The sequence below is a fragment of the Ponticaulis sp. genome (genome assembly GCF_029210165.1).
In the GTDB taxonomy this organism is placed as follows: domain Bacteria; phylum Pseudomonadota; class Alphaproteobacteria; order Caulobacterales; family Hyphomonadaceae; genus Ponticaulis.
This window is the reverse complement of record NZ_JARGNT010000001.1, coordinates 1,843,554-1,856,255: the sequence shown is the minus strand read 5'-3', so window position 1 is coordinate 1,856,255 and position 12,702 is coordinate 1,843,554. Positions and strand designations below refer to the sequence as shown.

Here is a 12,702-nt window from a genome sequence, read left to right as displayed (position 1 = left end):
CCTCAGGCACGCACCAGACGCGCCCATGGCCCTGTAATCGCAAAGGTCACATGCGGGCCCTGCGCGTTCACAAACAAGGTTTCTCCGTCGGGCGAGAAGCAGGCACCTGCGAACTCTCCCTTGTCGGCATGCGCATTGCGGCAAATCGAATAGACGCGTCCGTCCGGCGTTACTCCGCGTACAAAATTGTCTTCAGGGCTGTCTTCGCAGATGACCAGATCACCCCAGGGTGCGCTGACAATGTTGTCACACATATCCATCACACCTGCCGACTGGCTTTCATAGTGCAGCACCAACCGGCCAGGCGCTTCCGCCCCCTGTGCCGTGCCTTCGAACTGGCCTGGAATATACTTCCAGATCTGTCCGTACCGATTGTATCCGCCGGAGGTACAAGCAAAGAAGATTGAATCGCCTGTGCGCTCCACGGCGAAACACATGCCCTCGCCACGTGCGAAATAGGCAGCCCCCGCTGCGTGTCCACGCTGGGCGATATCGTTGTTCGGGTTCAGAACGTCGTCTATGTCCAGCCATTCCACGTCCCAGCTGTTTCCTACCGGAAAAGCATTCGCATCGCGCCAGTTTCGCGTATCAGCTTGCGGCTGCCCTTTAATCGCCAGCACTTGCAATCGTCCACCACGCGCCAGTTCACCCGGCACATCTGGAATGAAGCGATAGATAAGGGATTCGCCTTCATCTTCGGTCTGATAGACGATACCTGTACGCGGTTCCGTCGCTGTCGCTTCGTGATTAAAGCGCCCCATAGCCGTCAGCGCGACGGGGGTCGCCAGCCCCTCTTCTCCGGCCGGAACTTCGAAAACAAATCCGTGATCCTTGCTGGCATTGCGGCCTGCGGTTTCCAGCGTCTCTTCACATGTGAGCCAGCTGCCCCATGGCGTCATGCCGCCTGAACAATTGCGCACGGTTCCAGACAGCGAAAGATGAGATCGCTCAACCTCGCCTGTGCGAAGATTGTAGAGCAGCGTCGTCGTGCCGCCCGGCAGGGGCATTCCATCTCGGCCTATGTCATAGCTCGCCGCCATCACGTCCTCGCGAACGGTCTCTTGACCGGCAAAGGGGCCGACATGAGCTTCGTCAGGATCAAGCTCGTGATTACGTACGAGAAGGCACCGGTCAGGGTCACCTTCAACTGCAAAACAGGCCATGCCGTCATGCGATGCGGGCACGCGAAGCCCGTCAGACATGACCTCGCCCGCAGGGGAGATCACACGGTAGCTAAATCCCGGTGGCAGGTCGAGCATACCGTTCGGATCAGCCACAAGACCAGTATCAGGCGCATCAGCCTCACGCGCAGATGTACACCCCGCCAGCAGAGGGAAAGCAGAGCTCGCAACGCCCAGCGACATCGCATTACGGAAAAACTGGCGACGGGTTGCGCGCATGGTCTCGCTCCGGAAAACTAAAACGTCTACGCGCTGGATAACGGCGCAATGTGACGTCCTTACGACGCTCGCACTTCATTGCATACGGAGCCTCACTCGCGTACATCGCTCTCGGGATATAAATATGAGGGAGCGCGACATGAGCGATAAACCACACGGCTTTGATACACGGCAAATCCACGCAGGCACGATGCCAGATCCGGCAACCGGCGCGCGTCAGGTACCGATCTACCAGACAACAGCCTACCAGTTCCGCGACGCCGACCACGCCGCAGCCCTCTTTAACCTGCAGGAAGTCGGTTACATCTATTCGCGCCTGACCAACCCGACAGTTGGCGCGCTGCAGGCGCGTGTCGCAGAACTTGAAGGCGGCGCTGGCGCTGTCTGCTGCTCCTCAGGTCACGCCGCACAGATCATGTCGCTGTTTCCGCTCATGATGCCAGGCTGCAATATCGTCGCGTCGACGCGCCTTTATGGCGGTACGCTCACCCAGTTTACGCAGACGTTCAAACGCTTTGGCTGGTCTGCAACGCTCGTCGACTTTGACGATCTCGATGCCGTTCGCGACGCAATTGACGACAACACACGCGCCATTTTCTGTGAGACGATCGCTAATCCGGGTGGCTACATCACCGACCTGCCTGAGATCGCGAAGATCGCAGATAATGCTGGCATTCCGCTCATCGTCGATAACACCACAGCCACGCCATATCTGTGCAATCCGATTGAACATGGCGCGACGCTGGTGGTTCACTCCCTGACCAAATACATGACGGGCAATGGCACGGTTACAGGCGGCGCTGTCGTCGATAGCGGTAAGTTCGACTGGTCCGCTTCCGATAAATTCCCGAGCCTTTCACAGCCGGAACCTGCCTATCACGGCCTGAATTTTCACGAAGTGTTCGGCCCTGCCGCCTTCACCTTCCACGGTATTGCTATCGGTCTTCGTGACCTCGGCATGACGATGAACCCGCAAGGCGCGCACTATACGCTGATGGGTATTGAGACGCTGTCGCTGCGCATGCAGAAGCACGTCGCAAACGCCCAGAAGGTTGCAGAATGGCTGGCCGAAGACCCGCGCATTGCAGAAGTCACTTATCCGGGCCTCAAATCCTCGCCATACCATGACCGGATCGCCAAAGTCGTTCCAAAAGGTCCGGGCGCGCTCTTTACGATCCGCCTCAAGGGTGGCTATGAGGCCTGCACGAAGACGGTTTCAGAAATGAAGCTGTTCAGCCATGTGGCAAACCTTGGCGACGCACGATCGCTGGTCATTCACCCGGCGTCGACAACACACCGTCAGCTTTCCGAAGCTGAACAGATCAAAGCTGGCGCTGCGCCAGACATTCTCCGCCTGTCTATCGGCATTGAAGATGCCGACGACATTATCGCAGACCTCAATCAGGCACTGGTATAAACATGACGAAACCTGTCAGCGCACTCGAAGATATGCTGTCCGAAATGACCCCTGTTCTGCAGAAGGGGACTTACATTTTCTGCACCACAGATGATGAAGACAAATATTCGGCCTGCGCTGACAAGGCGATCGCTATCTTTGCTGAACCGGAAGGCGCATCTCTGATCCTTCCGGTGATGGCTGCCGGCCTGATGGGTTTTGATACCTCCGCGCCAATGCGCTGCATTTCTCTGATGGTGAACTCGTCTCTGACAGGCGTTGGTCTCACGGCGACTGTCGCTTCTGCCCTCGCAGATGAGGATATTGCGTGCAATGTGGTGGCGGCATTCCACCACGATCACGTCTTCATTCCGGAGCCGGATGCAGAGCGTGCCTTGTCAGTTCTGGAAGAGCTTTCAGGCGCAGACCAGTAAAAAAACGAGCGGGCGGAACTCTCGTCCCACCCACTCGGTCGGGGGTAGTCTGGGCGATTGACCGTGAAGGGGTCGGCGTGCGGCTTGGGCAAACTGCACCTCCGGACCGGCCTTCACGGTACATGTCTACGCGTGCGTCCCCGTGCAGCGATTGACAGTGCGGAAAACTATGATCGTTTCTGCAGGATCAGTGTTAGCTGCAAACAATACGTATTACCTCGGAGTTTTTGCCTAATTTTAGGGGTAAGCATACCTATTTTTCGTAGACTCTGCTGCAAATCTCAGTTGAAATATCAACAACTGGACCGCAACTCGCCTGTCAGGCGATTGAAAGGGGGGCTTCAAACGAGTGCTAGTCGAACGCGAAGAAGAGCTGCAAACGCTGCTCAAAGCCGTTGAGACCGCGCGCGCGGGACATGGCCAGATTGCCCTGCTTTCCGGTGAAGCGGGCATTGGCAAGTCGACCCTTCTGTCTGCGTTCCGTGTGTCAACGCTTTCGACGTATCCGGAGCTGCGCTGGTGCTCTGGTAATTGCGAAGCTCTATTTACCCCCCGCACACTGGGCCCTGTACACGACATGGGCGAAGCGCTCGGCGAGAACGTTGTAAAAGCGCTGAATTCAGACGCGGGCCAGACCGGCCTGTACGCCGCTATTCTCCATGCACTGGAAACCCATGACGCGAGCGTTCTGATTTTCGAAGACCTGCACTGGGCGGACTATGCAACGCTGGACCTTCTGAAATTTCTGTCCCGCCGGATCAGCACGCTTCCGGTCATGCTCATTCTGACCTTCCGCGATGACGAGGTCGGCCTCGAGCATCCTCTCACCCAGCTGCTGGGCGACCTGCCGGGGCATTGTACGCGCCGCCTTCCCCTCCAGACCCTGTCAGCCCATGCCGTATCAAGACTCGCCGAAAGTCGCGGCTATACGGGGAACCAGCTTTTCGCCATCACGAACGGCAATCCGTTTTATGTCACGGAAATGCTGGCCTCCAACAAGCCGACCGGGTTTGTACCGGCCTCGGTGAAAGATGCCGTCGCACTGCGTCTCGCCTTGCTTGCGCCACTTGAACGCGAATTGCTGGAACGGATCAGCGTTCTTCCCCGGGCGCCCACACACCGGTTTCTTGAAGCTCTGCTCGGGCAGGAGTCATTCGATCTTATCTCGAACTGCGTGAATGCCGGCTTCCTGGTCGAAGACGGTGTCACGGTGCGCTTCCGTCACGAGCTCACACGGCTGGCGACCTTCGACCGAATTTCGCCTGCCAAACGACGCAGCTATCATGCTGAATGTCTGAAAACGCTGATGAAGCGAGCTGATCGAATTCCGCTAGATCAGGTTGTGCACCATGCTGCAGGTGCGCTCGATAGTGACAAGGTGCTTGAATTTGCTCCCAAGGCCGCGCGCGCAGCCGCAGCCGCAGGCTCTCACCATGAAGCAGCAGCGCACTATGCAACCGCGCTCAAATACGTAAATGAAGCCGAACCGGAACTTGCAGCGGAGTTGTATGAAAGCTGGGCATATGAATCCGCGCTCGCCGACCATTTCGAGGATGAGGTGCTCGATGCGCGGCGCCATGCCATCACGCTCTGGCGTGCGATTAAACGTCCGGACAAAGTAGGCCACAACCTTCAACAACTCTCGCGTCTGCACTGGTATCGCGCGGAAAGCGGTGAAGCCACGCGCTATGCCGATCAGGCCATTCGTGTTCTTGAAGCCATTCCCGCATCCTCCGAACGCGCCATGGCCTATTCGGTGCGATCCCAGCTTCATATGCTGAACGACAAGATGGATGAGGCGGTTCAATGGGCGGAAACGGCGCTCTGCATCGAAGCCGAAAATCCAGACATAGAAGTGCGCATGCACGCACTCAATAATCTGGGAACCGCCAAGGTGTTCCGGAGCAATCCGGACGGGCTCGAGCATTTGAAGGAAAGTCTCGCACTAGCGCTCACGCATGGCCATCACGAGCACGCCGCGCGCGCTTACAACAATATGGGCGAATATGCCGTCGAGTTTCGAAACTTCGACCTTGCCGAGCGCATTCTTCAGGAAGGCCTCGCCTTCGATACGGAACACGATCTGGACGCGTGGACACGGTATTTGTCAGGCCGCCTGGCCCAGCTGAGGCTGGATCAGGGACGTCTCAATGATGCCATTACCATTGCCGAAGGGATCGTATCGCTGGAAGAGCACAGCCTGCTTTCCTGCCTGCCAGCGCAACAGGTTCTGGCGACCGCCCGCATGCGGCGCGGAGATGCTGAGTCAGAGACGCTTTTGAAGAAAGCGCTGGCAGACGCGATCGCCACCGATGAATTACAGCATATTGTTCCGGCACGCCTTGCCCTCATCGAATGGGCCTGCATGAGCGATTTCCCCGAACAGGCTGCCGAGCATATGTCGCGCCTGTTAGAGCTTTCCAGCAATGATCGCCATCCATGGAATATTGGTATGCGGTCGGTCTGGGCAGACCGTCTGGGCCTCACTCCCCCGCAAGACAGAATCAATGACCTGCCAGAACCCTTCATTCTGGAACTGAATGGCGACTATCTGGCTGCTGCAGAAAGATGGGAAGCGCTCGGCCTGCCGTTTGAAACCGCATTCAACCTGATGCGCGCCAGACAGCAGGATAGCTTTCAGAAGGCGACAGAGCTTCTTGAATCCATGAAGGCCCAGCCTGCGCTGAGGAAGCTGCACAAAATGGCTGATCAGGCCGGCGTGAAGCTGGAGACCGCTTCTCAAAAGCGCGGCCCGTATAAAGCAGCGCGCAGCCACCCTCTGGGTCTGACTGCGAAAGAGCAATCAGTTCTGAAGCTAATCTGCGAAGGACTGGCCAATAAAGACATTGCCGACAAGCTCAGCCGGTCCCAGCGGACCATTGAGCACCACGTCTCATCCGTTCTCGGAAAGCTCAGCGCGCCGAACCGGATGGCGGCCATTCTGCGTGTTCAGAGCGAACCCTGGTTGATCGAAGAACCGGACGGGAAGCCGTAACTGCGCCGGACTTACGTGAACAAAGTTTCATGCACGGTTCACCGGCCATGTCGTTATCCTGCCACAAAATGTGAGTTAGCTTCGGCACCGTTTCGCGCCTCACGCGTAAGGTATTGAAGTTTTATCCCGCTGGCGGACAGATTAACGTTGAACGAGACAAGAAATCTTAAAGCCCTGCTTTTAAGCTGGCCCAATAAAGCATGGTCCTGGTTTAACTGGGCACCAAACAGGACAGCTGCAGGGGCTGGTGGGACACAGATGACGACGACGTACCGCGCCGACATTGAAAGCGCACGAAAGACGCGCTTGCGCCGTCGTCGTGCGACGTTCTTTGCGTTCGTGCTGACAACGTTGATCGCCCTCGCCGTGTCCGGCTTCATGCTCTGGCGTTATTTGTTCAATGACCTTCCGGTTCTGCCCTCGAATGACGAGCTCTGGGCCGTCAATCGCGAGCTGTCGATCGACCTTGTCGATACGGATGGAAACCGCCTGCTTCAACGCGGACCGCTTTACGGTCAGGCCGTCGATCCCGACGCCCTGCCGGAGTTTGTCGTTCAGGCCTTTATCGCTGCCGAGGATCGCCGCTTCTATGATCATGGCGGCGCAGACGTCATGGCGATTTTCCGCGCAGGATTTGCCAACTGGCGCGCCGGCTACACTGTGCAGGGTGGCTCTACGCTGACCCAGCAGGTGATCAAGAACCTCGTCCTCACACCCGAACAGACGCTTCGCCGCAAAGCACAGGAAGTCCGCCTTGCCATGCAGCTTGAAGCACGCATGAGCAAAAGCGAGATCCTCTCGCTATACCTGAACCGGATTTATCTCGGCAATCGCGCCTATGGCATTGATGCGGCTGCCGATGTCTATTTCGGCAAGGATGTACAGGACCTGACCCTCGCCGAGGCGACCTTCCTTGCCGCACTGCCAAAGGCGCCGTCGCGCATGATTGCCGACCCGGGCCTTGAAGATGCGCGCGAACGCCAGCGATACATTCTCAGCCAGATGGTCAATGAGGGCTATGTCTCGCTGGAAGATGCCCAGCGTGCCGCAGACACACCGATTTCGTTTGTAGCGGAGCAAGGCGACAACCCACTGCTGGAACATGTTGCAGACTATGTACGCGACGAGCTGGAACAGCTGCTGCCGGAAGTTCCGCGCGACGCCGTAGTCACCATCACGCTTGATGTTGCCACGCAGCAGGCAGCATATGACGCGCTCCGGGAAACGATTGAAACCGAAGGCAATGCGCGCGGCGCCCGTAACGGCTCGGCGATTGTCATGGGCACAGACGGACGCATTCTGGCGATGGTTGGCGGCATGGATTACCGCGAGAGCCAGTTTAACCGAGCAACGCAAGCCATGCGACAACCGGGCTCCAGCTTCAAACCGTTCGTCTATGCTGCGGCTATGGAAGCAGGGTTGCGCCCTTATTCGGTGCGCGTGGACGAACGCCGCGAGATTGCGCCAAACTGGTCGCCGCGGAACTATACCGGCCAGTATTATGGCCCGATACGTCTGCGTGACGCGCTGGCCAATTCGGTGAATACGATTGCTGCGCAGATCACGATGGAGGTCGGCCCTGAGCGCGTGGTCGAAATGGCTCACCGCCTTGGCCTCGGTACGGATTTACAGGCTTATCCTTCGATTGCGCTTGGGTCTGACGAAACGACCCTGTTTGACCTTGTTCGCGCCTATGGCGCTTTTGCGCGCGGCGGCGAGCGCCTCGACCCGTATCTGATCGAGCGGGTGGAGAATACACGCGGCGAAGTCATCTATGAACGCACCGCCTATCCGCCTGCCCGCGTGTTGCAGCAAAGCGTGGTGGAAGACATGAACGAGATGCTTGGTCTTGTTGTCACAGAAGGCTCAGGTGGCCGCGCGCGTATTGAAGGCTGGAATGTTGCCGGCAAAACTGGCACCTCCCAGAACTGGCGCGATGCATGGTTTATCGGCTTCACCAATGACGTTGTTGCAGGCGTCTGGCTCGGAAATGATGAGAACGAGCCTATGGAGCGCGTGACAGGCGGTTCGCTTCCGGCCCAGACCTGGGGCGCAATGATGACCGAAATTCTGGAAAACTACGAGCCATCCGAAATCCCCGGCGTTGGCCGCAGCGACAACCTGTCCGATGCACAACTCGCGCGAGTGGACTTTTATAGTGAACTGGGCGACGCCTTCCGGGCGGCAGCGCCGACACGTGTTGCTTCTATCAGTTCACAGGGCGGCACCCAGTAGTTCATAACGCCCTAGCGCGCATTCGGGGATTTCTTCATGCTGAGAGCATTCATCATCATTCTGGCTGTTGTTGCAGCGCTTATCAGCATGTCCATGCTCGCCAGCCGCGGTGGCCATGAAAGCTATGACGCCGAGTATTTCAGCCCCGGCCCGGTGATTGGCATTCTGAAAGGTCTGTCAGAGGACGAGCTTGAAGGCCGCGAAATCGGAACGCCGGGCGCGGCCCGTGCACGTGAGATGATCACCGCCCGCATGAGCGCGATGGAAATGCTGAGCATTGGCGCAGGCTATGAGCACCCGTTCAGCGTGCCGATCATTCCGCGCAATCAGGAAGAAGCCGCAGAAGAGCGCCCGCCGCTCGAAGGTGTAAACCTCATTGGCGCCGTGCAGGGCAGCGCAGGCTCTGACCGGATTATCGTCATCACAGCGCACTATGACCATGTGGGCATCCGTGACGGTGAGATTTACAATGGCGCGGACGACAATGCCTCTGGCGTCGCTACCGCGCTGGCGCTTGCCCAGCACCTTTCACGGTCACGCAACCAGCCAAAGCACACATTCCTGTTCGTGTTCCCAGATGGTGAAGAACACGGCTTGTCCGGCGCACGCGGCTTCCTTGCTGACCCGCCCCTGCCGGTAGACACTCTGGCGTTCAATCTGAACTTCGACATGCTCGCCCGCGCAGACAATGGCCAGCTCTGGGCTTCAGGCGCGCATCACATGCCCGCCCTTCTGCCGCTTATCGAAGAAGTTGCTGCGGAGGCGCCGATTGATCTGCGCTCCGGTTATGACGGTTCTGACGAAGCGCAGGATGACTGGACCACACAGTCAGACCATGCGGTCTTCTATCGCAACCAAATCCCGCACCTCTACCTCGGCGTCGAAGATCACCCCGATTATCACCAGCCGACAGACGACTTTGAAAACATTGATCAGGACACATTCCTGCGAAACGTCGACACGGCCATCATGGTTGCCAAAGCTCTGGACGATCAGCTGGAAGAGCTACTCGGCCTGCCAGCGCTGGACGCGCCGACAGAAGACTAAAGCTATCGCGCACCTGTCGCCAGATGACGATGCGCGAAGATCAGCTTCTCTTTCACTTTGGGCGAGATCACGAACGGATAGATGTCCTGCATCCCCATGGACCGCACAATGTGGTTGAGCCCTGTGCCGAACTTGAAAGCCTGATCCAGCAGCTTTTCACTCTTCGTCTCATTATACGCGTCATAGCCGGAACGCGGCCGTCTGTTGTGACGGAGCTCTGCAGCTGATGCGCTATCGACGATATCGGTCAGATGCATCACGTGTGCGCAGGTTTCAGCCCAATCCTCGTGCGGATGCGAGCTGGCATACCGCGTGACGAAGCGTGACTGAAAATCTGCAGGCGCGCCGTTTTGATAATGCCGGTCCAGCGCGGCGCCATAGTCAGCGCTCTCATCTCCGAACAGCGCGCGAAAGCTTTCCGAAAAGCCTTGTTGCGGTTGCAAGCGCAGAAACAGGAAGTGTGCAATCTCGTGCCGGAAATGCGCTGTCATGGTGCGCAGGCGCTCATCCAGTTCATCGCGGCGAAATTCCCGCACAACCGGATCACCTTCGGTCACATTGATTGTAATCAGGCCGTTCGCATGGCCCATAGTGACAGGTGTTTCGCCTCTGGAGGTTTGCTCGGCCAGCATTTTGAAGGTCGGCCACGGCCCGTTATCCTTCGCGGTGAACCATCCCCAGCGCATGAGGTTAGACAACACCCAACGTTTGGACTGTTCCGACACACGCCAGAGCGCGACATTGTCGCCATGGAATGTGTCCGGGATAGTCTCTGTCATCTGACATGACCTGCAAAACCCCGTATCGCTTTCTGCCTTCCAGTTGCAGGAAATGGGCTGCCGGTTCTGACAGGGCTGAGCCCTGTTCAGCATCACATCCTTGTCGGGATCATAGAAAAGCGGCGCGCCACAGGTGCAATTGAGATTGGAAAAGAAAACGGGTGTCTGACACGCACCACAAGTGAAGATTTTCATGTTCTGAAGGAGGCCTCCCAATTCTTCTATGCCGTCAACTCGCGAACGATGTACAGGTTGCTTTAAAGGGCCGAAAAACTTCAAAAACGCGCGAACACGGCTAAAGTCGCGGTCTGTGTTCGTTTCTTTCTTTTGACCTACGCCCCTGACCTGCTATAGCCAGCGCAGATTCTGGCAAATGAAAGAGGCTGCATATGGCTAAGATCAAGGTCGTAAACCCGATCGTCGAAATGGACGGCGATGAGATGACACGCATCATCTGGAAGATGATCAAAGACCGTCTGATCCACCCTTACCTGGACGTTGACCTGAAATACTTCGACCTCGGCATCGAAGCACGTGATGCTACAGATGACCAGATCACTGTCGACGCTGCGAACGCAACGAAAAAGTATGGCGTTGCTGTTAAGTGTGCGACGATTACTCCGGACGAAGCGCGCGTTGAAGAGTTTGACCTCAAGCGCATGTATCGCTCTCCGAATGGCACGATCCGTAACATTCTCGGCGGCGTTGTATTCCGTGAGCCGATCGTAATTTCTAACGTTCCACGTCTCGTTCCTGGCTGGACCAAGCCTGTCGTAATCGGCCGTCACGCATTTGGTGACCAGTACCGCGCGACAGACATGCTGATCCCGGGCAAAGGCAAGCTCACCATGACCTTCCAACCGGAAGATGGTTCAGAGCCAACAACTCACGAGATCTTCGACTTCCCGTCCTCCGGTATCGCGATGGGCATGTATAACCTTGATGACTCAATCCGCGACTTTGCGCGTGCGAGCTTCAACTATGGCCTTCAGCGCAAATGGCCGGTTTACCTGTCTACGAAGAACACCATCATGAAAAAATATGATGGTCGCTTCAAAGACCTGTTCCAGGAAGTTTACGAGAACGAGTTCGAAGAGCAGTTCAAAGAATTCGGTGGCACATACGAGCACCGCCTGATCGACGACATGGTTGCTGCAGCCATGAAATGGTCTGGCGGCTATGTCTGGGCTTGTAAGAACTATGACGGCGACGTTCAGTCTGACACGGTTGCTCAGGGTTATGGTTCCCTCGGCCTGATGACATCCGTTCTGATGACGCCAGATGGCAAGACTGTCGAAGCTGAAGCGGCTCACGGTACAGTGACACGTCACTACCGTAACCACCAGAAAGGCGAAGCAACGTCTACAAACTCCATCGCGTCTATGTTCGCGTGGACACAAGGCCTCACACACCGTGGCCGTATGGACGGTACGCCAGAAGTTTCAAACTTCGCGAAGCTGCTTGAAGAAACCATCATCAAGACAGTTGAAGCTGGCGACATGACGAAAGACCTCGCGCTTCTCATCGGTCCGGATCAGGGCTGGCTGACAACAGAAGAGTTCATCAACCGCGTTGGTGACAACTTCGAAAAAGCGATGGCTGCTCAGTAAGTCTGAACAGATTACAGCATTAGAAAAGCCCGCCTCACTGGCGGGCTTTTTTTTGTGACACGCATCTTCGTCAGCCACCAAAATCGAACAGGTCGTGATCCTTGCGTTTCCTGCGATGACCCTTGTCGCGGTCCTCGCGGCGGCGCTCGTCAACGTCTGCAACTTCTGCATGGCGACGCTCTTTCCGTTCAGTGAACGCATCGATGACTTCCTCAAGAATGTCAGAAATCCAGCTCACATCAGTCTCCTTTAACTTCTGAGGGCGCGTTCGACTCAGTCACAAGGTTAAAGTGTTGGTCGAACAAGGATCGCAGATTTGCCTCCATATGCTCCCGGTCTGCTGCAGGTCCGGTATAGCGAAAGCTCAGTGCGACCATGTCCTGCTTATCCGGCTCGGTGACACCGCTATGAGAGGCTGCGATTTCGAAGGGCAACCAACTCGTATAGTCCGAAATAGCATGCGCAAGCCGCTTGAAATCAATCGTGCCAACCAATGTCAAACGAACTGGCTCTTGTTCAGGCGAAAGTGCGGGTTTCGACTTTCGCTGAGGTTTTGTCGGACGCTCAAAAGTCGTGTCACGATCATCGTAATCATATCCGGCTTGCTGCGTATCACGGGTTATCGAATGTCTCATAGTGCTCTCCCTTAAAGGTCACACTGATGTCGGCACGATCTATCCATAAATAAAATATCAAAAATAATGATTTTCGATGTGATTTTCAGATGAATGTTCGACGTCGCCACATTCATCCAAAAGCGGAAAGCTATTTCAGCTCCCCTGAACCGGGGGCGTAACGCCTCAAAT

The 12,702-nt window shown here is 56.6% G+C and carries 10 protein-coding genes; 6 read left to right on the top strand and 4 right to left on the bottom strand.

The genetic code is table 11. From position 1 onward, the window contains the following. Nucleotides 1-2 precede the first annotated feature (2 nt). Nucleotides 3-1,400, bottom strand: a complete 1,398-nt coding sequence (locus tag P1U45_RS09090) for an alkaline phosphatase PhoX (RefSeq protein ID WP_301058777.1) — start codon at nt 1,398-1,400, stop codon at nt 3-5. 139 nt (nt 1,401-1,539) lie between these two features. On the opposite strand from P1U45_RS09090, the gene P1U45_RS09085 reads away from it, so the two are divergent. The 5 genes from P1U45_RS09085 (at nt 1,540) to P1U45_RS09065 (ending at nt 9,507) form a co-directional block, all read left to right on the top strand. Then, nucleotides 1,540-2,817: an O-acetylhomoserine aminocarboxypropyltransferase/cysteine synthase family protein gene (locus P1U45_RS09085; RefSeq protein ID WP_301058776.1), complete on the top strand. Its 1,278-nt coding sequence runs from the start codon at nt 1,540-1,542 to the stop codon at nt 2,815-2,817. 2 nt (nt 2,818-2,819) lie between these two features. After that, nucleotides 2,820-3,230: an ACT domain-containing protein gene (locus P1U45_RS09080; RefSeq protein ID WP_301058775.1), complete on the top strand. Its 411-nt coding sequence runs from the start codon at nt 2,820-2,822 to the stop codon at nt 3,228-3,230. A gap of 349 nt (nt 3,231-3,579) precedes the next feature. Next, nucleotides 3,580-6,225 (top strand): AAA family ATPase, encoded by a 2,646-nt coding sequence (locus P1U45_RS09075; protein WP_301058774.1) that lies wholly within the window; start codon nt 3,580-3,582, stop codon nt 6,223-6,225. A gap of 258 nt (nt 6,226-6,483) precedes the next feature. Next, on the top strand, nt 6,484-8,460 hold the full coding sequence (locus P1U45_RS09070; protein ID WP_301058773.1) for a PBP1A family penicillin-binding protein: 1,977 nt from the start codon (nt 6,484-6,486) through the stop codon (nt 8,458-8,460). Between the two features lie 36 nt (nt 8,461-8,496). Then, nucleotides 8,497-9,507, top strand: coding sequence for a M28 family peptidase (locus P1U45_RS09065; RefSeq protein WP_301058772.1), 1,011 nt, complete (start codon nt 8,497-8,499; stop codon nt 9,505-9,507). A 2-nt stretch (nt 9,508-9,509) separates the two neighbouring features. On the opposite strand, the gene P1U45_RS09060 is transcribed toward P1U45_RS09065, so the two are convergent. Beyond that, a complete protein-coding gene (locus P1U45_RS09060; RefSeq protein ID WP_301058771.1) occupies nt 9,510-10,481 on the bottom strand; it encodes a putative zinc-binding metallopeptidase in 972 nt (323 codons plus the stop codon). Between the two features lie 194 nt (nt 10,482-10,675). Here P1U45_RS09060 and P1U45_RS09055 point away from each other — a divergent pair, with 194 nt between their 5' ends. Next, nucleotides 10,676-11,896 (top strand): NADP-dependent isocitrate dehydrogenase, encoded by a 1,221-nt coding sequence (locus tag P1U45_RS09055; protein WP_293609800.1) that lies wholly within the window; start codon nt 10,676-10,678, stop codon nt 11,894-11,896. A 70-nt stretch (nt 11,897-11,966) separates the two neighbouring features. Here the strand turns inward: P1U45_RS09055 and P1U45_RS09050 are convergent, their stop codons facing one another. Then, the gene (locus P1U45_RS09050; RefSeq protein WP_301058770.1) at nt 11,967-12,134 is read right to left on the bottom strand and encodes a hypothetical protein; all 168 of its coding nucleotides are present in this window, start codon (nt 12,132-12,134) and stop codon (nt 11,967-11,969) included. A 1-nt stretch (nt 12,135) separates the two neighbouring features. Next, a complete protein-coding gene (locus P1U45_RS09045) occupies nt 12,136-12,531 on the bottom strand; it encodes a hypothetical protein (RefSeq protein WP_301058769.1) in 396 nt (131 codons plus the stop codon). Nucleotides 12,532-12,702: the final 171 nt, after the last annotated feature.